This window comes from Rhodococcus sp. H36-A4, from assembly GCF_027158005.1.
Taxonomy (GTDB): domain Bacteria; phylum Actinomycetota; class Actinomycetes; order Mycobacteriales; family Mycobacteriaceae; genus Rhodococcoides.
Genome location: NZ_JAPVLQ010000001.1, coordinates 88,144 through 110,966, shown reverse-complemented (window position 1 = coordinate 110,966; position 22,823 = coordinate 88,144). Strand labels below are relative to the sequence as shown.

23 protein-coding genes and 1 pseudogene are annotated in these 22,823 nt (G+C 61.6%); 10 read left to right on the top strand and 14 right to left on the bottom strand.

The features are described 5' to 3' along the window. Positions 1-10: 10 nt before the first annotated feature. Entirely contained in the window at positions 11-1,423 is a 1,413-nt protein-coding gene (locus tag O1W68_RS00425) for a fatty acid desaturase family protein (RefSeq protein ID WP_269300946.1), read from the top strand. Between the two features lie 83 nt (positions 1,424-1,506). Here the strand turns inward: O1W68_RS00425 and O1W68_RS00420 are convergent, their stop codons facing one another. The 3 genes from O1W68_RS00420 to O1W68_RS00410 are packed head-to-tail and all read right to left on the bottom strand — an operon-like array spanning position 1,507 to position 4,311. After that, the gene (locus O1W68_RS00420; RefSeq protein WP_269300945.1) at positions 1,507-1,887 is read right to left on the bottom strand and encodes a nuclear transport factor 2 family protein; all 381 of its coding nucleotides are present in this window, start codon (positions 1,885-1,887) and stop codon (positions 1,507-1,509) included. Further along, positions 1,884-3,389, bottom strand: a complete 1,506-nt coding sequence (locus O1W68_RS00415) for an FAD-dependent oxidoreductase (protein ID WP_269300944.1) — start codon at positions 3,387-3,389, stop codon at positions 1,884-1,886. Before O1W68_RS00415 ends, O1W68_RS00420 begins: the two co-directional genes overlap by 4 nt. Before the next feature lie 16 nt (positions 3,390-3,405). Next, on the bottom strand, positions 3,406-4,311 hold the full coding sequence (locus O1W68_RS00410) for an AurF N-oxygenase family protein (RefSeq protein WP_269300943.1): 906 nt from the start codon (positions 4,309-4,311) through the stop codon (positions 3,406-3,408). A 194-nt stretch (positions 4,312-4,505) separates the two neighbouring features. Here O1W68_RS00410 and O1W68_RS00405 point away from each other — a divergent pair, with 194 nt between their 5' ends. The 3 genes and pseudogenes from O1W68_RS00405 to idi all read left to right on the top strand — a co-directional run bounded on the left by O1W68_RS00405 (position 4,506) and on the right by idi (position 6,207). Then, the gene (locus O1W68_RS00405; protein ID WP_269301739.1) at positions 4,506-4,931 is read left to right on the top strand and encodes a nitroreductase family deazaflavin-dependent oxidoreductase; all 426 of its coding nucleotides are present in this window, start codon (positions 4,506-4,508) and stop codon (positions 4,929-4,931) included. 4 nt (positions 4,932-4,935) lie between these two features. Further along, positions 4,936-5,319: pseudogene (locus O1W68_RS00400) on the top strand (PLP-dependent transferase); the annotation flags it as partial. A 273-nt stretch (positions 5,320-5,592) separates the two neighbouring features. Beyond that, positions 5,593-6,207: an isopentenyl-diphosphate Delta-isomerase gene (gene idi, locus O1W68_RS00395; protein WP_269301738.1), complete on the top strand. Its 615-nt coding sequence runs from the start codon at positions 5,593-5,595 to the stop codon at positions 6,205-6,207. 38 nt (positions 6,208-6,245) lie between these two features. Here idi and O1W68_RS00390 read toward each other — a convergent pair whose 3' ends face one another. Further along, on the bottom strand, positions 6,246-6,842 hold the full coding sequence (locus O1W68_RS00390; RefSeq protein WP_269300942.1) for a TetR/AcrR family transcriptional regulator: 597 nt from the start codon (positions 6,840-6,842) through the stop codon (positions 6,246-6,248). Positions 6,843-6,969: 127 nt separating this feature from the next. Between O1W68_RS00390 and O1W68_RS00385 the strand changes: the two genes are divergently transcribed. Further along, complete coding sequence (locus O1W68_RS00385; protein WP_269300941.1) at positions 6,970-8,721, top strand: acyl-CoA dehydrogenase; 1,752 nt, start codon at positions 6,970-6,972, stop codon at positions 8,719-8,721. 10 nt (positions 8,722-8,731) lie between these two features. Here O1W68_RS00385 and glgX read toward each other — a convergent pair whose 3' ends face one another. Beyond that, complete coding sequence (gene glgX / locus O1W68_RS00380) at positions 8,732-10,780, bottom strand: glycogen debranching protein GlgX (protein ID WP_269300940.1); 2,049 nt, start codon at positions 10,778-10,780, stop codon at positions 8,732-8,734. Between the two features lie 72 nt (positions 10,781-10,852). Between glgX and O1W68_RS00375 the strand changes: the two genes are divergently transcribed. Next, on the top strand, positions 10,853-11,035 hold the full coding sequence (locus O1W68_RS00375; RefSeq protein WP_269300939.1) for a hypothetical protein: 183 nt from the start codon (positions 10,853-10,855) through the stop codon (positions 11,033-11,035). Positions 11,036-11,156: 121 nt separating this feature from the next. Then, complete coding sequence (locus O1W68_RS00370; protein ID WP_269300938.1) at positions 11,157-12,158, top strand: mechanosensitive ion channel family protein; 1,002 nt, start codon at positions 11,157-11,159, stop codon at positions 12,156-12,158. Here O1W68_RS00370 and O1W68_RS00365 read toward each other — a convergent pair. From O1W68_RS00365 to O1W68_RS00335, 7 genes are all read right to left on the bottom strand, one after another. After that, a complete protein-coding gene (locus O1W68_RS00365; protein ID WP_269300937.1) occupies positions 12,109-12,552 on the bottom strand; it encodes a PRC-barrel domain-containing protein in 444 nt (147 codons plus the stop codon). The two genes, O1W68_RS00370 and O1W68_RS00365, sit on opposite strands and share 50 nt — an antisense overlap. Further along, on the bottom strand, positions 12,552-13,166 hold the full coding sequence (locus O1W68_RS00360; protein ID WP_269300936.1) for a PRC-barrel domain-containing protein: 615 nt from the start codon (positions 13,164-13,166) through the stop codon (positions 12,552-12,554). Before O1W68_RS00360 ends, O1W68_RS00365 begins: the two co-directional genes overlap by 1 nt. A gap of 296 nt (positions 13,167-13,462) precedes the next feature. Beyond that, complete coding sequence (locus O1W68_RS00355) at positions 13,463-13,954, bottom strand: GNAT family N-acetyltransferase (protein ID WP_269300934.1); 492 nt, start codon at positions 13,952-13,954, stop codon at positions 13,463-13,465. 78 nt (positions 13,955-14,032) lie between these two features. Then, positions 14,033-14,857 carry a glycosyltransferase family 2 protein gene (locus O1W68_RS00350; protein WP_269300933.1) on the bottom strand — a complete coding sequence of 275 codons (825 nt, stop codon included), beginning with the start codon at positions 14,855-14,857 and terminating at the stop codon, positions 14,033-14,035. Next, positions 14,854-15,846: a glycosyltransferase gene (locus O1W68_RS00345; protein WP_269300932.1), complete on the bottom strand. Its 993-nt coding sequence runs from the start codon at positions 15,844-15,846 to the stop codon at positions 14,854-14,856. The genes O1W68_RS00350 and O1W68_RS00345 overlap by 4 nt, the downstream gene beginning before the upstream one ends. After that, positions 15,843-16,934: a glycosyltransferase gene (locus O1W68_RS00340; protein ID WP_269300931.1), complete on the bottom strand. Its 1,092-nt coding sequence runs from the start codon at positions 16,932-16,934 to the stop codon at positions 15,843-15,845. The genes O1W68_RS00345 and O1W68_RS00340 overlap by 4 nt, the downstream gene beginning before the upstream one ends. Beyond that, positions 16,934-18,010 (bottom strand): glycosyltransferase, encoded by a 1,077-nt coding sequence (locus O1W68_RS00335; RefSeq protein WP_269300930.1) that lies wholly within the window; start codon positions 18,008-18,010, stop codon positions 16,934-16,936. The genes O1W68_RS00340 and O1W68_RS00335 overlap by 1 nt, the downstream gene beginning before the upstream one ends. 101 nt (positions 18,011-18,111) lie before the next feature. Between O1W68_RS00335 and O1W68_RS00330 the strand changes: the two genes are divergently transcribed. The 3 genes from O1W68_RS00330 to O1W68_RS00320 are packed head-to-tail and all read left to right on the top strand — an operon-like array spanning position 18,112 to position 21,412. Next, positions 18,112-19,068 (top strand): WcbI family polysaccharide biosynthesis putative acetyltransferase, encoded by a 957-nt coding sequence (locus O1W68_RS00330; protein ID WP_269300929.1) that lies wholly within the window; start codon positions 18,112-18,114, stop codon positions 19,066-19,068. Further along, the gene (locus O1W68_RS00325; protein ID WP_269300928.1) at positions 19,065-20,081 is read left to right on the top strand and encodes a hypothetical protein; all 1,017 of its coding nucleotides are present in this window, start codon (positions 19,065-19,067) and stop codon (positions 20,079-20,081) included. Before O1W68_RS00330 ends, O1W68_RS00325 begins: the two co-directional genes overlap by 4 nt. Continuing rightward, positions 20,078-21,412, top strand: a complete 1,335-nt coding sequence (locus O1W68_RS00320) for a glycosyltransferase (protein ID WP_269300927.1) — start codon at positions 20,078-20,080, stop codon at positions 21,410-21,412. Before O1W68_RS00325 ends, O1W68_RS00320 begins: the two co-directional genes overlap by 4 nt. Positions 21,413-21,415: 3 nt before the next feature. Here the strand turns inward: O1W68_RS00320 and O1W68_RS00315 are convergent, their stop codons facing one another. Continuing rightward, complete coding sequence (locus tag O1W68_RS00315) at positions 21,416-22,522, bottom strand: DICT sensory domain-containing protein (protein WP_269300926.1); 1,107 nt, start codon at positions 22,520-22,522, stop codon at positions 21,416-21,418. Positions 22,523-22,547: 25 nt separating this feature from the next. Beyond that, a complete protein-coding gene (locus O1W68_RS00310; RefSeq protein WP_269300925.1) occupies positions 22,548-22,745 on the bottom strand; it encodes a hypothetical protein in 198 nt (65 codons plus the stop codon). Between the last annotated feature and the right edge of the window lie 78 nt (positions 22,746-22,823).

Genomic DNA, 22,823 nt, shown 5'->3' with positions numbered 1-22,823 from the left:
AGGGATTTTTATGACCATCGACCACTCGACTCGCACGGAGCCGGTCAATCCGCTGGCACACCTGAGCGAGGAGACCATCGCACAGTTGGCCAAAGAGTTCGACGCCATTCACGACGAGGTGTACGCGAGTCTGGGGGCGAAGGATCGGAAATACATCACCTCGGTAATCGCGGCACAACGCCAACTTCTGGTCGCGGGGCGCGTACTTCTGCTCGGCTCGACGAGCAAGCCTGCTTGGCTGGCGGGCACCGCCTGCCTCGGAGTTGCGAAGATCCTCGAAAACATGGAGATCGGCCACAACGTCATGCACGGGCAGTGGGACTGGATGAACGATCCAGAGATCCACTCTTCGGTGTGGGACTGGGACACTGCATCGACGGCGCAATCGTGGAAGCACTCACACAACTACGTACACCACACGTACACGAACATTCGCGGCAAGGACAAAGACCTCGGGTACGAGATCATGCGTATCGACCCGCGGCAGAAGTGGCACCCGGTCTATCTGGCGCAGCCCTTCTACAACGTTCTCCTCATGGCGTTCTTCGAATGGGGAGTGGCGCTGCACGATCTGGACCTCGATGCGTTGCGACACGGTGACAAGTCGCCGAAGGAACTGCTGGCCGATCTCGAGGGTATTGCAGGTAAAGCACGTCGGCAGTTCGTCAAGGACTACATCGGCTGGCCGGTTATCAGTGCGGGCGCATTCGGCCTGGCGCAGCTGATGTCCGGAGGGCATCTGCGCGAGAGCAACAAGTCGAGAGTGGCTGCGCGGTTGCGTAAGTCGACACGATTCGGGAAGAACAACGCCGTATCCAACGTGCTCGATGCTCGCTTCAGCGGCATCGAAAGCACGTTCCTCGCAACGTTCGCCGCAAATTTCTTCGCGAACATCATTCGCAATGTCTGGTCGCACGGCATCATTTTCTGCGGGCATTTCCCGGATCAGGCCTACACGTTCAGTGAAGAAGAAGTGGAGAACGAAACCCGCGGCGGCTGGTACGTTCGCCAACTCGTCGGGGCTGCCAACATCGATGGCGGGCCACTGTTCCATCTGATGAGCGGGAACTTGAGCTACCAAGTCGAGCACCATTTGTACCCGGACATGCCGAGTACGAGGTATTCCGAAGTGTCTCCGAAGATCAAGGACATTTGCGAGCGCTACCAACTGCCGTACAACAGTGGCCCGTTGATGCAGCAGTGGGGGATGGTGCACCGCACGATCGCCCGACTCGCTTTTCCCGGTGGCAAGCTTCGTCCGAAGCCCGGCCCCTACCGGCCCGACGAGGGCTGGCGTAGGAAGTTCCACGAAAGCGAAGCCGCCAATTCGCGCAGCCGCGTTCCGGCGAGCCATCCTGACGCGGGGCCCGAGCACCGGAGCGGAGGCGTGGACGTCGAGCCGCCTCCGCGTGGCGACGACTGATGTTGCTGACGGTGCGGTGCCCGATCGAGTAGGACAGGTACCGCACCGTTCGGTCCATCAGTAGTGAGAGTGCTTGGGGTGGGTCAGCTTTCGGCTACCCGATCGCTCTCCGACATGCCTGTGGCGGAGAGGGCCGATTCGAGGTCGGTATGACGGAAGATCGACGTGACGTGGTCGTGAACGACCCGGAAGCTGGCGGCCTCCGCAGTGGGTACTGTCGGCTCGGCCTCGCTTGTCGCCGATTCTTCGACGACAACGACGCCGTCCCGGTAGAACATCGCACCGGGAGTGAGTGTCACTCCGGGAGTGCGCACCCACTCCTGTAGGTGCTCGAGCCCCTGCGCAGCGCCATCGGCCGAGCCCACCTCGATGTCGTCACTCGACAAAGCCAATACCGTGTCCACGTCGGTCGAGTTGAGTGCGTCGTGCCAGGCCAATACAGTCGCGATCTCAGAAGTGCTCACCGATCGAGTATAACGACGTCCTCGATAGTTTTCGCTGATGCAGACAGTCTTCGGTACCGGTCTCGGGTGCGTCGGGGCCCGCGTGCCGCGACGTCCTCGATGAGCGCGTCCACAGTCAGTTCTGCATCGACCTTGTTGTCGCCGATTCCGCCCGTGGCGCCACGCTTGGCCCAACCGACCACGTAGCAACCTGCTACGAGTGTTCCGTCATGGTCGGACACGCGGCCGTCGATATTGTTGATGGTCCCCGATTTCTCGTCGAAAGGAACTCCCGCAGAGGGTGTTCCGCGATATCCGATCGCGAGAAGTACCAGCTCGGTGGAAATTGATCGTGCATCGTCTCCGGTGCCGACGAGGACCGACTCGACACGGTTGCCGCCGTGAACGGCGAGAGGTGCCCGTCCGAAAGCGAAGACGATCCGAGGCGAAGAATGCGGTGAACCCAGTTCGGCGACGTCCGCGCCACACAGCGCCGACGCCGGAGCCGAGGTGGGAAGCTCGTCGATTATCGACAGGGTCTCCGGCGATCCGGCTACCACCACATCGACGTGTGGGCGGTCGATCAGCGCCTTGCACTCGGAACGGGTGAATGCGGCGAACTCCGGACCTCGACGAGCGAGAACGACCACTTCCTCGACCCGGTTCCGTCGGAGAGCCTCGAGGGCATGGGGTGCGATGGAGGTGCATGCGAGATCGTCCGGGTCGGCGGTAAGGATGCGCGCTGCATCTAGGGCCACGTTGCCGTTGCCGACGATCGTGACACCCCGAACTCCGGTGAGGTCGACGGCATCGGCGGCGACGTCGGGATGGCCGTTGTACCAACCGACTACGGTGCGAGCGCTGATCGAACCGGGCAGGTCGAGGCCTGGAATGTCGAGGGGGCGATCCTTCTCCGCACCCACGGCGTACACGACGGCGTCGTAGCGTTCGGCCAGAGTCTGGTGGTCTATGCCGACTCCGACCTCGACTCCCAGCTTCATGCTGACGCGGGGGTGCGCGAAGATGCTCCGGAAATGCTCGTTGATTCGACGTGTTCCGAGGTGGTCGGGTGCCACCCCGTAGCGAGCCAGTCCACCTGCTGTCTGCAGGCGGTCGTAGAATGTCACCCGGCTGCTCGGAAGCCGAAGGAGTGCCTGTGCGGTGTAACAGGCAGCCGGGCCGGTCCCGATGATCGCGACATCGATGCGTCGAAGTTCGTTTACCGCCGGGGCTGGGAACCGCGGAGGTGCCCAGGCCGGATCGATCGGTTTGTCCTTGTAATAGTCGGCGTTGATATCCGCGTAGATCGACTGCTCCGGTGTCAGACGCGAGACGCGGGAAATTGCGTCGACCGGACATGCATCGGCGCATGCCCCACAGTCGATACAGGAGCGTGGGTCGATGTACAGCAACTCGGTCTTGCCGAAATCCGGCTCATCAGGCGTCGGATGGATGCAGTTGACGGGGCAGACCGACAGGCAGGACGCGTCGTTGCAGCAGTTCTGGGTGATGGCGAAGGCCATATCAGCTATTCCTTCTTCACAGCATGTGCAGCCGACGATAAATTGCCTCCGCCGGCTTGGTGGCAAGACCGCAGTCCAGCAGGAAAGCCATCAGGTGTTCGCTGCTGGTTCGCATCATGGTGTGGTGGTGGGCGTTGTTCTTGGCCTCTTTGATTGCTCGATCTGCGTCGAGACCCGCAGCCTCGTATACCCCTTTGTTGACCATGTTCGAGACGATGATGCGAGCGGCGATGGCAACGACCAGCGCACTCGACTTACGTCGCGCGACGCTCTTGCCTTGAATCCGTTCACGCATCTGCGCACGGGCGAAGGTCATGTGTCGTGATTCTTCGACCACATGGATCTTGCTGGTGGTGCGCACCAGGGGGAGGACGTTCTCACCGCGCATCCAATCGCGCTGCATCACGTCGAGAACTTCCTCGGCCACAAGTATTCCGCCATAGGCGGCTTCGGCAGACGCTATCGCTTTGAAGCCGCGGCCGAGTTCGATGCTCATCCGGCGCGGTAGGTAGGCCTTGATGCCCATGGTCGTACACGCACGAGCAAACATGATCGAGTGTCGGCACTCATCGGCGATCTCGGTCAATGCGAACTGGAAATCGGAGTTCGACGAGTCCTTGCAGTACTGGTCGCGAAGAACCATCTGTTGCAGGATCATCTCGAACCAGATGCCGGTGCTCATGATCGAGCACACCTCGTGGCGGGTGAGCAGGATGCGCTGTTCCTGCGTCATCTCCTCCCACATCGCTGTGCCGTAGAGAGTGCTCCATTCCGGATTGAGGCCGAACAGGGTGGGGTCGAGGGGTTCGTCCCAGGCAACTTCTTCGGCCGGGTCGTACGACAATTGCGCGGCGGAATCGAGCAGCCGTGCTGAGACATCCTCGGCTTCGATGGTGTCGATCGAGCTGACGGTGCTGGTCATCGCGGGTGCATCCTCTCGTCTTTCGTTCTAGCCAATGTAGCTGTTACGAAGATTACCAGTTACTTCAAGAAACGGATAGGTTTCAACTGGATCGTCGACGGCAGCGGCCCCGAGGCCTTAGACTGCCCGACGTGACGACACCACCGCCGCCCGCACGACCATCCCACCTCGACTCGCCGATCGTTCCCTCGGTGATGAAATACGGTGCCAAAGCGCAGGTCTGGTTGTACCGACGCACCGGCGGCCGGATCGGTGGGAAATGGCGTATCGGCAGCGGATTCCGCAAGCCGGTGCCAGTGCTCCTGCTGGGGCATCGAGGCCGAAAGTCGGCCACCGAGTACACCACTCCCCTCATCTATCTGCTCGATGGCGACAACGTGATCGTGGTGGCCTCGCAGGGCGGAATGCCCAAAAATCCGCAGTGGTATTCGAATCTGATGGCGAGCCCGGACACCTGGCTGCAAATCGGCCCCGAGCGACGTGACGTGCAGGCACGCACAGCGGACGCCGTCGAGCGCGCTCGCCTGTGGCCCTTACTGGTGAAGCGATATGCAGATTTCGCGAACTACCAGGCGTGGACCGACCGCGAGATCCCGGTGGTCGTTCTCTCCCGTCGCTAGCGCACGCGTGGCGTTCGTTGCCTATCCGGGATTGCAATCGCATCCTCAGCACGAGGTCGCCGCACGCCAGTTCGATGGTCGGTTCGGTGCGATGATGGCTTTTGCGATCGACGCCGACACCGATACCCACAACGCGTTCGTCGCGAATCTTCGAGTGATCACCTCGGCAGTATCACTCGGCTACGACGAGTCGTTGATCGTGCACGTAGGAACCGAAGGTGCGCGGGTCGCCCGGTATCCAGATTCTTTCCGGACCCTCGGACACTTGCGATTCTCTGTCGGGTTGGAGGATCCGGCCGATCTGATCGCCGATCTCTCGTCGGCACCGGATCTCACAGTTCCGTCGAGTTCTCGAGCGACCACGGCGCGGTCGGCGTCCGGGAAGTAAGAACGACCGGGAGGCTGTGTGCTCAACCTGCCCGGACGCCCCGGCGGCGAAGTGAACCAACACGGCCCCGCCTGCGTATCGCACTACCCGTTCCGCCGGTCACTACAAACATCGAACTTTCTCCACCCACGCGTGGTGCGGTCTTCGATGGCGGAATGTAAGGAGAACGCGCCGACCGGTGACGAAATGTTTCGAATGCGGCGGGGTCTGGGAACATGATGGTATGGATCGGATACCTTGCGCGCCCCTCACCTCATCCACTGGCGGTTCCCGATGCTGACCGAAGAGGTCGTACTCGTCGACGACGAAGGCCGGAAATTGGGAACGCAGGCGAAGTCGACAGTGCATACGACGACGACCCCGCTGCATCTGGCGTTCTCGTGTTACGTATTCAACGGCAAGGACGAGGTACTGGTCACCGAGCGTGCCCATCACAAGTCGACCTGGCCGGGGGTGACTACCAACAGCTGCTGCGGGCATCCGGGACCAGGGGAGAATTTGGGTGATGCGGTCCTGCGCAGGTTGAGTCAGGAGTTGGGAATCGAGGCAGGAGGCGTGCGCCTGCTGCTTCCCGGTTTCCGGTATCGAGCCGTCATGGCAAACGGAATCGTGGAAAACGAACTGTGTCCGGTGTTCGGCGTCGTCTACGACGGGCCCGCTCCGAAACCGAATCCCGAAGAGGTCTCACGCGCGGATTGGGTTCCATGGCAAAGATTCTCGAGATTCGTCGCTGAGGGTGGTGCTGTATCGCCGTGGTGCCGTGAGCAAATGGAACGCTTGCACGACCTCGGTGAATCTCCAGCACGTTGGCCTACAGGTGATCCGGACGCCCTCCCGATCGTCGTGCGTGACCCACACCAATGGCAACCGACGCTGTCGTCGGAGTGAGTCGATAGCTGACTGCTTCAGCCGGATCGCCGTTGAAACTACGACGGTGGTGCGCCGACCATCCGAAGCGCCAGTTCCACATAACGCGAGGCCAGGACGTCCGGGTCCGAGAACGACTTACTCGGAAACCACCGGCTGACGTCGATTCCGAGCGAGGTGATCGCCAAAGTGGCAGCGTCGGTATCGGCGATCGAAAAATCTCCCGCGAGCACGCCCGCGCCGATGATGTCGGTGAACACCTTGGAGGTGGCACGTCGAACAGCGGCGATCGTGCGAAAGTGTTCGGTCGTGAGCGATCGCAGTTCGTATTGGATGACCCGTGCCAATGCGTGATGACGGGCATGGAACTGGACGTACGCGTGGACCGTGGATGCGAGTCGAGCCGGCGGCGGGTCGGTTTCGACATCGGCCTGTTTCGTTTCGGCGAGCGCACGGCGGTGTCCGTCGAGGCTCGCGTCGAACAGTAGCGACTCTTTGGTTTTGTAATGCGGGTACATAGCCCCGGGACTGAGATCGAGGCTTGCGGCGATCTCGCGCGTCGACGTCGCGCCGTAGCCTTTGGCAGCAAAAATCTCGATGGCTGCGCTTCGGATTCGGGCGGCGGCTTTGGAGGTGCTCACCTCGTCGACACTCATGGTCGGTCGATCCCTCCTCTTCATGCCCAGGGTTGACACGATCGGGTGCCGGGTCAATTATAGGCAGGTGCATAGAAAATATGCACTTGCATAGTTCCCACCGCGACTTTCCGACACGAGGCATGCCATGACCGACGTACTCTCTCGCCGCGATCTCGACTTTCTGCTCTACGAGTGGCTCGACGTCGTATCGCTGACGGACCGCGCACGGTTCGCCGAACACTCGAAGGAGACGTTCGACGCGGTACTCGACCTATGCTCCGACATTGCGCACAAGCACTTCGAGCCGCACAACAAGAAGTCCGATGCGAACGAGCCGACAATGCGTCCCGACGGCTCCGTGGACATGATCGGCGAGGTCAAGGCCGCATTGGACGTCTACTCTTCTGCCGGGCTCATAGCGAGCCAATTCGATGAGAGCGTCGGCGGGATGCAACTGCCGACTACGGTCGCGCGCGCGTCGATGGCGTACTTCCAGGCGGCCAACGCCTCGACTGCGTCCTACCCGTTCCTGACCGTTGCGAATGCCAATCTCATCTCGACATACGGAACTGCCGAGCAGATCGACGAGTACGTGCGTCCGATGTTGGAGGGCAAGTACTTCGGCACGATGTGCCTGTCCGAACCTCAGGCGGGTTCCTCGCTCGCCGACATCACGACCCGGGCAGAGAAGCAGGACGACGGCAGCTACCGGATCACCGGAACCAAGATGTGGATCTCAGCTGGCGACCACGAACTCACCGAGAACATCATCCACCTCGTGCTGGCCAAAATCCCAGGTGGGGGAGCGGGAGTCAAGGGTATCTCGCTGTTCATCGTCCCCAAGCTACGGCCGAACGCCGAGCGCAACGAGGTGACTCTCGTCGGTTTGAACCACAAGATGGGTAACCGTGGGACAACCAACACCCTTCTCGCTTTCGACGGATCGGTCGGCTACCTCGTCGGCGAGGAGCATCGCGGTCTCTCCTACATGTTCCACATGATGAACGAGGCCCGAATCGGGGTCGGGTTCCTGGCAATTGCGCTGGGTTACGTCGGATACCTGAAGTCGCTCGAGTATGCGAAGGTTCGCACTCAAGGTCGGCCACTGGGGTCCAAAGATCCGTCATCTCCTGCAGTGCCGCTGGTCGAGCACGCCGACGTCAGGCGAATGCTGTTGGCACAGAAGTCATATGTGGAGGGAGCGCTTGCACTCGGTCTCTATTGCTCCAGGCTCGTCGACGAGCAGGATTCGACGACCGACGACACCATCAAGGCGGAGTCGACGCTACTACTCGATGTGTTGACGCCGATCGCGAAGAGCTGGCCGTCACAGTGGTGCCTCGAGGCCAACAGCCTGGCGATCCAGATTCACGGCGGCTACGGCTACACCCGTGACTACGACGTCGAGCAGTACTACCGAGACAATCGCCTCAATCCGATTCACGAGGGGACGCACGGCATTCAGGGGCTCGATCTGCTCGGCCGGAAGGTGACCATGCAGGCGGGGGCAGGGGTGGCGCTCCTCGGTTCCAAAATTTTGGCCACCGTCGAACGGGCCCAGCCGCTGAGTCCCGACACGGCCCGGTTCGCCGGTAAACTGGAAGCGGCATGGAACCGCACGGTCGAGGTCACCGCAGCGCTGTGGACGACGGGTGATCCTGCTGTGGCACTGGCTAATTCGACTGTGTACCTCGAAGCGGTCGGACATGTGGTCATTGCTTGGATGTGGCTCGAGCAGCTCACCGTCGTAGAAGGCAAGACCGGAGCCTTCTACGACGGCAAACGCCAAGCAGCACGGTATTTCTTCGGCTACGAGCTACCGAAGACAGGCCCGCAATTCGACCTCCTGGCGGCCCTGGACCGTACGACTCTGGATATGAACCCCGAGTGGTTCTAGGCCCTGCCTTCTAGTCTTCTGCTGTCAGGAGGGTGAACGAGTGCTCACGAATCAGGATCGTCGGGCCCTCGCTTTCATAGGCCTGATCGGGATCGCTCGACAGACTCTGCTCCCACTTTCCCTCCGGCAGCGAGAAGTCCACTGGGCCGGAAGAGGAGTTGACGAGCCAGGCGAAGGTGGTGTCATCCTCTGGCGCCGTCATGCGCACGAGCATGGACAGTGCTGCCCCGTCCTCCCAGTCCTCGTCGCCTAGCTTGGCGCCATCGGCCCGGTAGAAATCCACCGAGTTCTCGGCATTGCTGTCACTGTCGTGCCGGAACCACTTCGGACGCAGTGCCGGATGCTCGCGGCGCATGCGTAGGAGTTCGCGGGTGAAGTTGCGGAGATCGAGATCGGCGTTTGCCCAGTCGAACCAGGACAGTTCGTTGTCCTGGCAGTAGGCGTTGTTGTTCCCCTGCTGAGTTCTGCCGATTTCGTCCCCCCCGAGGATCATCGGCACGCCCGCAGACAACAGCAACGTCGCCAGATGATTTCGTTGTTGCCGTGCGCGCAGGGCAAGGATGCCTTCGTCCTCGGTCGGGCCTTCGGCGCCGCAACCCCACGAACGATTGTCGGACTCGCCGTCCTCGTTGTTCTCGCCGTTGGCATCGTTGTGCTTGTCGTCGTAGCTGTTCAGGTCGGCGAGGGTGAAACCGTCGTGCGCAGTGATGAAGTTGATGCTCGCCAATGTCGGCCGACGGCTGGCCTCGTAGACGTCGGGGCTGCCGGTGATGCGCTGCGCGAAGGCGCCGAGCGATCCGGGTTCACCGCGCCAGAAGTCTCGAACGTCGTCGCGGAATTGGCCGTTCCACTCGGACCAGCGAGCGGGGAATCCGCCTACTTGATATCCATGGGTGTCCCAAGGCTCAGCGATAAGCTTGACCGGCGCCAGCGTCGGATCTTGGTGAACCAGATCGAGGAACGCGCTGTGCTTGTCCAGATCGGAATCCTGGCGGGTCAGAGTGCTCGCAAGATCGAATCGAAACCCGTCGACGTGCATCTCGGTAACCCAATACCGCAAGGAGTCCATGATCAGAGCCAGCGCGGCTGGGTGGCCGACGTTGAGGCTGTTGCCCGTTCCCGTGGTGTCGAAGTAGGACGCTCTGTCGTCCTCGACCAACCGGTAATAGGACCTGTTGTCTATTCCCTTGAGCGACAACGTCGGTCCCAGGTGATTTCCCTCGGCCGTGTGGTTGTACACCACATCGAGGATCACTTCGATTCCGGCGTTGTGGAGAGCTTTGACCATGGCTTTGAATTCATCGACCTGGCCGCCGGTGTCTCCGGCGCTGCTGTACTCGTTGTGCGGGGCGAAGAAGCCGATCGAGTTGTATCCCCAATAGTTCCGAGAACCCGCTTCGAGGAGATGGGAGTCCTGAACGAACTGATGAACGGGAAGCAGTTCGACGGTAGTCACACCCAGGGCGACCAGTTCGGCGATCGCTGACGGGTGGGCCAACCCTGCATAGGTTCCGCGGATGGACTCCTCCACGTCGGGATGCGAGGCGGTGAAACCCTTGACGTGAACTTCGTAGACGACTGTGCGGTCCAACGGAATTCGAGGTGCGGCATCGCTGCCCCAGTCGAACTCGGACGCCGAGACCACCGATAGCGGCATGGACGCCGCGGAATCGTCGTCGTTGCGAGTGTCGGGCTCGTCATGGTGGTGTCCGAATACCGATTCGTTCCACTCGACTCCGCCGGCGATTGCTCTCGCATAGGGGTCGAGGAGGAGCTTGTGCGAATTGTGGCGTAGACCGGACTCGGGATCCCATGGTCCTTCTACCCGCAGTCCGTATCGTGAACCCGCGGTCAGATCCTCGACGATCCCGTGGAATACATGGCCGGTCCGGATGTCGAGCGTGGTCGAGGACACCTCGGTACCGTTCTCGTCGACGACAACGACGGCGATGGAGTCGGCGGTTTCGGAGTACACGGCCACATCGGCCCCGCCCGTGGGAAATAGAGAGGCACCGAGTGGGTACGGCCTGCTGATGGTCGTGGGTCTGGCGTCGTTCATTGCTCTGCTGTACCCCGGCCCCCGGGTGACAAACCACGTTTGGAAACGAATGACTCGCGGGTACATGGAGATATGGCAAATTACAGAGTTCTCGATCCCAAAGGCGAAGTCGTCGAAACCAAGGACATAGACAGTGCGGAGGACGCACACTCGTGGTTCATCGACAAGAAAGCCGACAACTCCGAACTTGGCTGGCGCCTCGAGGTCGACCACGATGGTGAGTGGGCATTCGTCAGCGACACCGAAGGCAGCTGACTCCATATAAGCGAAACGGCACCGCGGCGGAGTATTGCCGCGGTGCCGTTTCGTTTTGTCTTCGTCCAGGGGGTGGGACACTCACTCGACGTAGGGCGCGGCAAGCGGATCGGAGCAGTGTATGAATGTTGTCTTCTCAGCGGGGTCCGTGGAGGTCTTCGGCGTCACTCTCGTCGGCATCAGTACCACCACAGGTGTCAAACTGCTCGTCACTGCCGTGTTCGTAGTGGCAGTGCTGGCGCTACGGGGGGTCGCGCTGGCGGTGACGCGGCGAACACTCGGTGGTGAGGTGGGAGATTCTCGCCGATTCTGGGCACGTCAAGGGGTGCACGTGGTCGTCGCGGGTGTCCTTGTGCTGGGGTTGGTATCGATCTGGGTGACGCCTAGTACCGATATCACCACCGGTGTCGGATTGATCAGTGCTGGACTGGCATTTGCTCTGCAGCAGGTCATCACCTCCTTCGCCGCGTACTTCGTGATTCTGCGTGGTGACACATTCGGGATCGGCGATCGGATCACTCTCGGCGGCGTCCGCGGTGATGTGGTACGGCTCGGGTTCCTCAAGACGACCATCATGGAGATGGGCCAGCCACCTTCGGTGTCGGACTCCGATCCAGCTATCTGGGTTAATTCACGCCAGTACACCGGACGCTTGGTCACGGTCACCAACGGTGTCATCTTCACCGATCCGGTGTACAACTACACTCGTGAGTTTCCGTACCTGTGGGAGGAGATGATGCTTCCTATCACCTACACAGACGACCGCGCCCGTGTGGAACAGATACTTCTCGATGCCGCTCGTGCTCACGCCGTCGTCGACAACCGGGAGGCCGAAAATGCGTTCGCGTCCATGCGTGCGCGATACGCACTGTCGGAGACATCTCTTGCCCCTGCCGTCTACTGGCGAATCACCGATAACTGGCTCGAACTGTCTCTACGGTTCCTGGTGCCGCATCGCGGCGTACGAGCGATCAAGGACCGGATGAGTCGAGATATCTTGACCGGCCTCGACGCCGCAGGTATTGGTATCGCCTCGGCTACCTATGACATCGTCGGGATTCCGACGATCACCATCACTGATCCTGATGATCGAGAATTACCGCGTACGACCCGACCCCGATAAGGGCGCGGCCTTCGATCTGCTCGGCGCCGACGATGAGCGAGTTGATCGCTCCCGTCTCAGGATCGAAATCGACGTCGTCGACTTTTCCGAGCTCGACACCACCAGTGCTGAGTACGCGCTTTCCGACGACGTTGTGGGTCTTTCCTTCCAGCGCCGAGAGTGAGGCCTCGTCGTCGGCATCAACGATCGCATCCGAGGAGCCGACGGTGACAGCATCGATTCCGAACGCAGAAATTCCCGACCAGGCGAGCGCATTCCCCGACTTGGCCTTCTTGAGATGAACCCCGGCGACGGTGCGGTTGTGCGGATCGATAAAGAACCCGGCAATGGTCCCGACCGTGTCGGCGGTGGTTGTGCTGACCACCTTGCGGCCGATGGACTCGGAGAACAACATCAGTTCTTACCCCCCAATTGTGCGCGGAATGCGTCGACGGCAGCACCGAACCCGGCGAGATCATCACGCACGAAATCGGTGGCGCTGGCGGGCACCATCAGATGTTCCCCTGATGCAGCAAGTGTGTCGGGCAGAGGGATGAGCACGGTGGTGCCCTTGTTCTTCATCGCCTCCGAGGACTTGATCTCGTAGCCCACTACTTCGCACTTTCCACCGTAACGGCCACTGACTTCGATGATGACGTCGACAACGGTGCCCAATTCGGTACCGGAGTCGGTGAGGACGGTGGAGCCGAGGATGTCACCGCGCCGCTCGTGCGAGGGTTGCGGAGTGTCGTCGCTGGAGTCTGGAGCGGAGAACATCTCGCCTGCCGGGGAGAGCATGTCCTCGCGGAGAATCATCACTGCGTCCGGACCCAATGCCGCGACGGACCGCCATGGAAGTACCTCTTTCCGGGGACCGGAGAACAGTCCGCGACCGGCAAGAGTGAAACCGGCGACGGCTCCGCCGTCCGGTGCGTAGATGATGTCCTTGATCTGCGAGACATCTTCACCGGTGAAAGTCACAACCGGACGCTTGGCGATCTCACTGGACCGCATCAACTGTTCGATCATGGTTTTCTCGCTCTTCCGGTCTTGCCCGGCCGGCCAGTGATGATTACACCGCCGGATCGGCGTTTGGCCTGAATGGCCAGCACGAGCGCAACGAGCGCCACGATCACGACCAGGGCCACGATAACCCATCCCCACCACTGCATGTTGTTCTCGACTCTCTCGCGTCCAGGTCCTTCAGGCGTACAGCATCAATGTTGTCGGGAAGCGGACTCCACCAGTTGGCTACTGCGCGTACGAGTCCAATCTACCCGGTCGAGCCGCGCCCACTGGGCTTACTTCGACTGAAACTTCCACATTCACTTGGATTCTCGCACCAAGGGGATGACAGGAACTCCGTTGTCGAGGACCTCGTCCCCGCATGGCACGAATCCGTGCCCGGTGTAGATGTCCACGAGGTAGCTCGGCGAGTCGATTCGACATCTGGCCGAACCGACATCGGCCAAGGCAGCCTGGAGCAGACGGGTGGTATGTCCCTTCCCGCGTTCGGAGCGTCGGGTACACAAATGGCCGATGCGCAAAACCCGATCAGGTCCGCTGCCCTCTTCGGTCAGTCGTAACGTGCACAGCACTTCGTCGTCACGCTCCAGCCAGAAGTGCCTGGTCAGCGAGCCTAAGTCCTCACCATCGAGCTCGGGATAGAAGTACGCCTGCTCCACCACGAACACCTCTACGCGCAGCTTGAGCAGCGCGTACAACCGCTGGGTGCTGAGGTCTGCTGCCCATTCCCGCTTGGTTGTCACAGCGCGCGTGGCTGGTGCCGACGTGCCGGTGTTGATCACTTGGTTCATCGGTACGGTCCCTCGCATCCTGTGTGGGCACCGGCGTTCAGTGCGGAGCACACGTTGCTTACCCCGTATTCGCGTGGTTCATGCAATGCGATCGATGGATCCGTCGGGACTGCGTACGATCCGGCCCGCACGTTCGAACTCGTCCAGCCACCCGGCCATCGGCCATCGGCCCCAACGGCGATGAAACAGAGCCGCATTGCGGACGATGTCGTCGAGATGTTCGATCGGGGGTGACGACACACGATGATGCTGGTGGTAGGCATGTGCGCCGCCGACCCAACGCAACCCGACACCGATCGAGCGAGCTACAGCAGCGAAATCGGTGTCCTCGCCGCCGTATCCGAGGTATTCGTCGTGAAATCCGCCGATACGGTTCCAGGTGTCGGTCGAGAGGGCGAAGGACAGTGACCAGAAGAGGTCATAGTTCCTGCCTGTCTCGACCAGTCCCGCAGCCGGATTCGGACGCGCCGGATGAGGGTCGGTGTGGGCGTGCAACTCCTCGACGGCCCACGCCGAGGTCCGAGCCGGTAAATAAGTGACCGGTCCGCAGAGTAAAGACGTACGGTGCTCAGGCTGTGTTGCGCAATCGTGATAGCGCGTAAGCAGTTCGGGTGACGGAATGCAGTCGACGTCGAGAAAGACGAGAAGATCGGTTCCGCCGTCCGATGCCACTCGGGCGCCCTCGTTTCTTGCCTGCCCGATCGGAAGCCTGCCTTGGGGTGCTGCGAGGTCGACCACCTGCGCCGAGCATTCGGTTTCCGCGACGACACCAGCGATCTCGTCGTCGTCGACGGCGACGATGATGTGTTGTTCGGGTGCGAGCATCGACTGGGCGAGGCCACGCAATTGGCCCCGAAGATGCTCGTGCCGTCCCGACACGACGGTGATCACGGATGTCTTCATACGGCGGCCGTCTCGGACAACAGCCGAGCTGCGCGGCGGGCAGCGCCGGACGCTTCGACGCGATGCCAGCCCGCCGACCCCACGCGTACTGCTTCGGCCAACAAGGATCGCCAACGTTCGGGGGAAGGCCACGACGGCGCCACGACAGCTACTCCTGCCCTGGCGAGGGCATCGGCGGTGGCGTCCTGTTCACCGTAGGGCCGATCCTGGGGCACGATGACTGCAGGAACCTGCGCGGAGGCCACGTCGGCGAGTGCATTTTGTCCGGCGTGCGTGATCACCACCGACGCCGAACACAAGTGTGGCCATACGTCGTCGATCCATGATTGTGTATCGAGTCCGGCTGCCGTCCAGGTGTATTCGGAGTTGCGTTCGGCCGCGGCATCGATATCTTTCTTCGTCAGCGACGTTCCGCCCGCGCCCCCGAGTACGAAGACAGTCGGTTCGGTTGTCGTGTTCGAAGTGCGGGGTCGCCCGGCGAATCGGCTGATCGAGCCCACGTAGGTGGTTTTGGTAGAAAAAGCATGGAGCGAGGCCGGGTCGTACACGTCCTTCGACCACGGGGCGATGATTGCTGTTGCGATCCGATAAACCAGCTGATGTTGCTCGTCCGTTCGATCGCCAGGCATGGCGACGATGACGACAGGAATGCCGAGCAATCGAACGAACAGAGCTATTTCGACAGACACGTCGACGACGACGAGCCGCGGATGTGTTCGTGCGACCCACTCGGCAATCATGGCCATGCGCTCGGTGAACCCACGAACGCCGATCGGTGCCCAATGGACCACCCCCGATGCAGTCGGGTCGAGATCGCCCGTCTTCGCCGAGTCCACATCGAGTGGCAGAGTCAGCCAGGCGAGGTGAGCGTGTTCGGAGGATCGCGGGCGCGAGGACAGTACGGTCATCGGTTCTTCGAGCTCAGCGGCGATCGATGCCGCACGAGTCACATGCCCCGATCCGTGATGATGCGCGTAGTACCCGATCATGCCGCACCTCGTCGAACCGTCGTCTCACCGATCATGTGCTCGTAGAGCTCCGAATAGTGGTCCACCATCGCAGTTTCCGAGCATGCTGTCTCGGCACGGGCCCGGGCATCGCTCCGTGAGAGTGCTGTGGCGGCGACGAGGGCAGTTGCCAGATCCTTCACCGAATCTGCGGTGGCGAGGCGACCACAGACGGGGGTGAGAATCTCCGGAATCCCGCCACGGTCGAAAGCGGCGACCGGAGTTCCACATGCCAAAGCTTCGGCGACAACCAGGCCATAGGGCTCCTCCCACACGGGCGTCACCAGAGCAACAGCGGCGGCACCGACGAGAGCCGCCAGCTCCCGCTGACGAAGATGGCCGACGTAGGTCACCGAGTCGTCGAGTCGCGGCACAACGTGTTCCCGGAAGTACTCGGAATTCGAGACAGGTCCGGCGAGGCGAAGTGGAACTCCGGCCACCCGCGCGGCATCTATAGCAAGATGGGGCGCCTTCTCCGGCACCATACGGCCGGACCAGACGGCGTATTCTCCGCCGGGTCCTTCCGGCCACCGCTGCGTCGAGATGCCATTGGGGACGACATGAACCCCACCGAGCACGGGTGCCCACTGGCGAGCGGCATGCTCACTGACTGCGACGAACGACGACGCAGGACTCGCCGAGATAGCGATCGCCGACTCCAGCCAGGCGAATGGGGGAGTGTGCAACGTGGTGAGCATCGGCGTCTGCACTGTCGGAGACATCGCAATGGGCAGGTAGTGAAGGCTGTGATTGTGGATGATGTCGAAGGAGTCTCGCAGTTCTCCGGCCAGATCCATCATCACCGACAGGTACGCGTGATGCTCGCTCACAGCCCAGGCGGGGGTGGTGATGTCGGCTTTGGAAATTGCACTCAGTTCCAGTCGTGCGACGTGAAGATTACCGCCGGTGACCTCCACCGACGACCCCTCTGCGGCGAAAAGCGTCACGATGTGGCCGCGTTCGGTCAGGGTGTGGGCGAGTTGCCAGATGTGCGCCTCCATGCCACCGGCAAACGGTTCGGCGATAGGGAAATTCGACGAACCGAGCAGCGCAATGCGTAAAGGGCGCATCAGCGGGCCTCGGTCAGGATGCGGCTACCTCGCGACAGAGCACGTTCGTAGATTTCGTAGTGTCGGCGGGAGAGCATGGTGCGTTCGCGTTCCCGTTCGACTCTGGACGCGGCAGGAGTCCGGCCACGCGCAGCGTGAACATCCCGAAGTGCCTGCGCAAGGGTGTCTGGTTCGAATCGGTCTATCCCGAATTCATATGTAGTACAAGGTTTCTGATCGCCGTAGTATCCGCAGTCGGGGGCAACGACGGCGGTTCCGAGGTCGTAGCATGCTTCGAGCCAGCCCGAGTGTGTGCCGAATCGATACGGTAGTACAGACACGTCGATCTCTTTCAGATAGCGCCACAACTCGGTGTCGTCGAAGCGGCGATGCACCCGAACGTCGACGCTGCGGAATCGGTTGTATGCAGTCAACGCTGCACCGACTGCTCCCCGCTGGTCACGGTGGGCGAACACCTCCTCGTCGATGTCGAGTTGCACTCGTGCGTTTCCGAGTTCTGCTGCGGTGCAGACTACGACGTCCATGACCGCCAGCGGATCGAGATTTGCACGAAGGCTCTTCGCGTGAATCCCGATGACGAACTCCCGCTCGTGTTCCGCTCGCGCCGGTCCGATCAGGTCGAGCGGAACGACGTGGGGATGTGGCAGCACAGTGGCAGGGGTGTTCCATCGCGCAGTGATCTCCGCGGCAGCGGCGTGAGTGAGAGTGATGACGTTGTCCGCGGCAGTCACGAGAATGTCGAGTTGTGCCAGGTGCATGGAGTTGTCCGCGAAGTGTGGATTGTGCAGATCGTGCACGGTGAGCACGAAAGGCTTGTCGTGCGCGCGCAGAATCTCGACGATGGCGGCCAGTCGCGCAGGCTCGACCGCATCGAACCCGAAGTGAAGATGGAACACGTCGAATGTATCGATGTGCTCGGTCAACCATCGAGGTTCGAGCCACCGAGGAGGCCACCACCGGTTCTCTGTCTCCTCGGCGTCGACCGGTCGGGGGTCGGGAAGTCGGAAAAATGCCGGCTCACCCATGTCCACGGTGTCCGGTGCGAGATTGGTGATATATCGGTGGTCAGTAGGCACCGAGGCGATCGTGATCAAAATAACGGGTTCCTCTGTCGGCAGAGTGGATATACGGGGGAGTGTCGAACCCGGCCCGGCTGCTCGAGAGGGAGTGTATTTGCGTGACAAACGAATACTACAGCGCGCGCGTGACCACGGACGGCCGAACTCTGCATTACGGCAGCTTCTACGGCGTCGATGCCGACACCTCGGACACCCGGCCGGTGCTGCTCGTCTGGGGGAACTGCCAGGCGGAAGCGCTGCGTATCGTGCTGGCGTCGTCGGCGAACAGCCCATTTCGCACCGTCCGCGTGCCGCCCGTTCACGAGTTGACTGCCACTGACATTCCGCATGTCGAGCGTCTCCTGCAGCAGACTCGGGCCGTGATCGCACAACCGGTCCGGGCCGGTTACCGAGGGCTGCCCATCGGTACCGCGGACCTCACGGACATGGCCCCGTCCATCACGATCAGGCTCATCTGGCCGGTCATCCGGTACTCCGGGTTGTACCCGTGGCAGATCATCGTTCGGCACCCCAGCGATCCCTCGGCCGTGCCTCCTGGTGTGCCGTACCACGACCTTCGGACCGTACTGGCGGCCCGCGACGGCCGAACGCGGTTCGACGAGTGGGATCTCGAAATCTCGTCGAGGGGAATTGTCGACGCCGCGCAGGCGAGCATCGCCGAACTGGACCGACGCGAGCGGCGCGACTGCGACGTCGCGATCTCCGATGTCCTTCGCCCCCTCGGCAGCGCGGCCGCGCACACCATCAACCACCCGGGCAACGCGGTTCTGATCGAACTCGGTAGTCGTATCCTCGACGCGCTCGGTCTGCCAGGTCCATCTTCGCTCGATCGCGAACTGCTCGGCGTCGTCCGAGCACCGCTGGAGCGACGGGTGATCGATGCGCTCGGTCTCGAGGCGGTAGCCCGGTCCGCGTGGACCGTCGATGGAGTAGTGCTGCAGGAGCAGGCTATTCACGATCAGCAGATGTCCTGGTATGCACAGCATCCGGAGTTCGTGGACGCTGCGCTGGGCCGATACAGCGGACTGATCGACATCCTCGGCTTGCCGACATGATGGGCACTGTGTGTCATTTGATTGTCGGTCCTGAAACACACGGCGTCGTCCGGTACGGCCTTGCCGTGTGTGACGCGGCGCGGGCGGAAGGTTTCGAACACCGTTCGATTCGGTCGTACAGTGCAGAGGCAATGGACGTCCTCGACTGCGTTCTGGTCCACCTTCATGTCACCGACAGATTGTTCGGCAGTAGCCCTCGGCAAGCGCTGACCGATCTTCGGGCATTGATCGCAGCAATCGGAACGCCCGTTTCGGTTACGTTGCACGACCTGCCGCAACCCTCGGACGGACCGTCGATGTCGGACCGGGTCGAATTCTATCGATCTGTTCTCGATCTCGTTGTGGGAGTGGTGGTGTCGAGCGAACATGAAGCCGAGCTTCTCCGCGAGTTCGTCCATCCCGATGCGGACTCACCCGTCGAGGTCGCGGTAGTACCGTTGATGATTGCCGGCCCGATGAGACCGAAGCGGGTGCTGCCGACGGTTGGACGGACTGTCGGAGTACTCGGGTTCCTTTATCCAGGTAAAGGCCACATCGAGACAATGCGGGCAATGCAGACGCTGCCTGCTTCCGTGGGGTTCACCGCTCTCGGGATGCCGTCCCCAGGGCACGAGTATCTGGTCGACGAACTCCATACCGAGGCAGCAGTGTCGGGGCGGGAGTGTCTGGTCACGGGATTTCTCGACGACGACGAACTTACGCAACGTATGTGGGAGGTCACGGTTCCAGTGGCTCATCATCGACACCTCTCGGCATCGGGTTCGATCAATACCTGGATCTCGGCAGGACGGCGTCCACTCGTACCGCGAACCAGGTACATCGATGAGTTGAACCGTCGGGCACCGGGCGTGCTCACCATCTACGAGAACGTCGACGGTGCACTCGATGCGGCGCTTGTGGCTGCTACGGAGAACCCCGCCCACACGTGGACGGACCCGTCCGTAGTTCCATCACCGTCGCCGGCTGAGGTGGCGAACACGTATGACGCGATTCTCCGAAGTTGGTCCGCGTGAGCAGCACAGTAGATATCGGTGATGGCCGGATGTTGGTGCCCGACAACGACTGGGATCGTGTGCACGGCCCGTCGCGATATCCCTTCGTCAGCGTGATTATTCCCTATTACGACCAACCAGGTCAGTTGTCGCTCGTATTGGCTGCGTTGACCGAGCAGACCTACCCGGCGGATCGACTGGAAGTTGTCGTTGCCGACGATGGATCCTCGCTGCCGCCGCCCATCGACCGATGGGGTTCGCAGTTGAACATCGTGATCGTCCGACAGGAAGACCTGGGTTTTCGAGCGGCTGCTGCACGGAATCTCGGGGTGTCCGCCTCGCGCGGTTCGGTTCTGTGTTTCCTGGATGCAGACACCGTGCCGACGCCAGACTACATACGCGCGGCAACACGCTTGCCCTCGATTCTTCCCGATGCCTTGGTGGTCGGAAGGCGGAAACATTTGTCGTCCGCGGTGACCGAACCAGCCTGGCTGGTCGACGCTTACGAGCGGACGCAGGATCTCCTGCACCCAGGATGGGACGCGTACAAGTACATGATCAGCGCGGTGATGACCTGCGGGCGTTCACTGTTCGATGCCATCGGAGGTTTCGACGAGTCGTTCGTGCAGTACGGAGGGGAGGACTGGGAGTTCGCCAACCGTGCCTTCATGGCCGGCGCGGTATTCGCCTACGAACGCACGGCCCTTGCTTGGCACGACGGCCCCGACTGGGCCGAGCGATCCGTGTCGGCACGAACGGACTCCAAGAATGCCGAGGCTTTGAAACTTGCACCGTTGATCACCGACCCTGCGGCCAGGAGGTCAGGGCTTCGATACCGCGTCCCGGACTGTGTCGTGATCGTAGCCTCGGGGTCGCACAGTGCGGCGTCGTTGTCGGTGACGATCGCGTCTTCGGTCGGTGCTGCGGACGACTGTGGTGTATGGGTCGTAGGCGAGAGCGCCTCGGACCTCTATTACGAACTGGGACTGAATGATTCGCGGGTCCATCTCGGTGAACCCGACGACTGGATACGAGCGCGGTGTCGCTTCGTAGTCGAGGTGACCGGTCGGGTGATATTCGGCGAGGACTCGTTGCGGCGGTTGTGTGCCGAGGTGGGACCAGGTGTGGCAGGCGGTGTGAAAGTCGACTTCGCCGGCGATAGCGGTAGTGGAACCGGTGATGCAGCAGTGGCGGTATGGACGACGCGAGCTCTCCATCGGAGCCGTCGATGGGTCGCCGAATCCGGACGGAGTGAATCGGAGTTGATGATCGCATTGTTCGGCGTGCGCCGAGCCCCCGCTTCGGTCGTAGGTGCCCAGGTGGCCCAGTCGGAGCCGTGGTTGTCCTGGTGAAGGTCAGCCTGGTACTCGAACCCCCGCTCGGCCGTTGAATCTATGCAGAATGGCCTTGGCGCAGCGAACCACCGTGCAACGATCGTGCGAGATGACGTAGTCGAACTCCCGATCCGGTCTCGAGTCTCCGATGTTCATCTCACGCGCGGACAGTACGCAGCAGAAGTGAGCCCCCAGAACTACGACGTTCCATTCCTCGGTCATGCCGTCGGCAGAGTCGAGGGACGCTCGGTGGATGTGGGTGTCGGACGTTTCGGTCATTCCGACGCCGCACACGCCGGTATAGGCGCTGTGTTCCGCCATTGCGTGCCAGCGGGCCTTCGTATTTCCTCGGAAATGTCGATCGTGCTGAAATGTTCCGAGTATCAACGTTTCCGGGCCGGCCACCGACGCCTGCCATTCTATGTGTGTGCTCATTTCCATGAGCAGGTTCTTGCGGCTACGTGTCACGACACGACCGGCAGATGCGATGGCGAACGGCGACGTCGAGTCGGCATCGGGGGTACTCCAGGTGCGCGATGCGAGGACGGCACGAGAACTGCTCTCCGACAGCGACTTGGGTGAGGACCGAGGTGGAAACAGCAGACCGATTCCGAAGGTTGCCCCCAGTTCGAGCGCCCTGACGCGATGGGCTTCGGAATCGATGCCACTGGCGACTATCACTGCACCGGTCCGCTCGGCTTGGGCCGCGAGAACATGCGTGGCCCTGGCCACGTACGGGTCGGGATCGGAAGCGCTCATCTCGGGTGCCAGAACGATGATGTCGGGTTCTATCAGAGGCAGGATCCCGAATGACGCGAACTGCCCGCCGACGTCGTCGACTGCAATTATATGGTTCTGTGCTCTGGCCTTCTCGACCGCAAGCAAGGTCTCCGCCGGGTTGTCGACCATCGAACTCTCGCGCACGACGAAGGTCCCGCAAGCGTCCGACGCTACCCCGGTGCCGATCAGCAACGGCGTCATCCAACCGATGCTGTCGAGCACGTCGCTCGACGCGTTGTGCAGCGCATCATCGAAGTCACTCGTCCCGTAGCGCTCGTCCAGATAGATCTTCACACCGCCGATTGCGTCGTCGTCGAGCCGGCAGATGGGGGAGTAGTGAAGAGTCATGATGCTTCGCTCGCGGGCAGTGAGATCAGAGGGTGGCGGCGAGGAGGCCGACGATGCCGAGCACCAGTGCACCGATCATCAGTGTGACGGCATGGCCGCCAACCGACAAGACGATAGCGGCGGCGATGATCGCTGCGAATGCGGAACCGAAGACCAGGCGATGATGAACCTGGGGGATCAGGGTCGTGCGTTGGGAATTCTCGTCGAGCGTTGCGTAGTTCATGCCCACTCCTCGTTGCCGATCGTGCTGAGCCAATCATGAAGCAAGGAAGTAGCTGCCCTGCAACCCATTGGATAACAG

What these genes read in the sequence shown, in the direction of transcription:
- O1W68_RS00425 (WP_269300946.1), top strand. Translation starts at nt 11, where the DNA reads ATGACCATCGACCACTCGACTCGCACGGAGCCGGTCAATCCGCTGGCA.
- O1W68_RS00415 (WP_269300944.1), bottom strand. Translation starts at nt 3,389, where the DNA reads ATGGCCTTCGCCATCACCCAGAACTGCTGCAACGACGCGTCCTGCCTG.
- O1W68_RS00410 (WP_269300943.1), bottom strand. Translation starts at nt 4,311, where the DNA reads ATGACCAGCACCGTCAGCTCGATCGACACCATCGAAGCCGAGGATGTC.
- O1W68_RS00405 (WP_269301739.1), top strand. Translation starts at nt 4,506, where the DNA reads ATGAAATACGGTGCCAAAGCGCAGGTCTGGTTGTACCGACGCACCGGC.
- idi (WP_269301738.1), top strand. Translation starts at nt 5,593, where the DNA reads ATGCTGACCGAAGAGGTCGTACTCGTCGACGACGAAGGCCGGAAATTG.
- O1W68_RS00390 (WP_269300942.1), bottom strand. Translation starts at nt 6,842, where the DNA reads ATGAGTGTCGACGAGGTGAGCACCTCCAAAGCCGCCGCCCGAATCCGA.
- O1W68_RS00385 (WP_269300941.1), top strand. Translation starts at nt 6,970, where the DNA reads ATGACCGACGTACTCTCTCGCCGCGATCTCGACTTTCTGCTCTACGAG.
- glgX (WP_269300940.1), bottom strand. Translation starts at nt 10,780, where the DNA reads ATGAACGACGCCAGACCCACGACCATCAGCAGGCCGTACCCACTCGGT.
- O1W68_RS00375 (WP_269300939.1), top strand. Translation starts at nt 10,853, where the DNA reads ATGGCAAATTACAGAGTTCTCGATCCCAAAGGCGAAGTCGTCGAAACC.
- O1W68_RS00370 (WP_269300938.1), top strand. Translation starts at nt 11,157, where the DNA reads ATGAATGTTGTCTTCTCAGCGGGGTCCGTGGAGGTCTTCGGCGTCACT.
- O1W68_RS00365 (WP_269300937.1), bottom strand. Translation starts at nt 12,552, where the DNA reads ATGTTGTTCTCCGAGTCCATCGGCCGCAAGGTGGTCAGCACAACCACC.
- O1W68_RS00360 (WP_269300936.1), bottom strand. Translation starts at nt 13,166, where the DNA reads ATGATCGAACAGTTGATGCGGTCCAGTGAGATCGCCAAGCGTCCGGTT.
- O1W68_RS00355 (WP_269300934.1), bottom strand. Translation starts at nt 13,954, where the DNA reads ATGAACCAAGTGATCAACACCGGCACGTCGGCACCAGCCACGCGCGCT.
- O1W68_RS00350 (WP_269300933.1), bottom strand. Translation starts at nt 14,857, where the DNA reads ATGAAGACATCCGTGATCACCGTCGTGTCGGGACGGCACGAGCATCTT.
- O1W68_RS00345 (WP_269300932.1), bottom strand. Translation starts at nt 15,846, where the DNA reads ATGATCGGGTACTACGCGCATCATCACGGATCGGGGCATGTGACTCGT.
- O1W68_RS00340 (WP_269300931.1), bottom strand. Translation starts at nt 16,934, where the DNA reads ATGCGCCCTTTACGCATTGCGCTGCTCGGTTCGTCGAATTTCCCTATC.
- O1W68_RS00325 (WP_269300928.1), top strand. Translation starts at nt 19,065, where the DNA reads ATGATGGGCACTGTGTGTCATTTGATTGTCGGTCCTGAAACACACGGC.
- O1W68_RS00315 (WP_269300926.1), bottom strand. Translation starts at nt 22,522, where the DNA reads ATGACTCTTCACTACTCCCCCATCTGCCGGCTCGACGACGACGCAATC.
- O1W68_RS00310 (WP_269300925.1), bottom strand. Translation starts at nt 22,745, where the DNA reads ATGAACTACGCAACGCTCGACGAGAATTCCCAACGCACGACCCTGATC.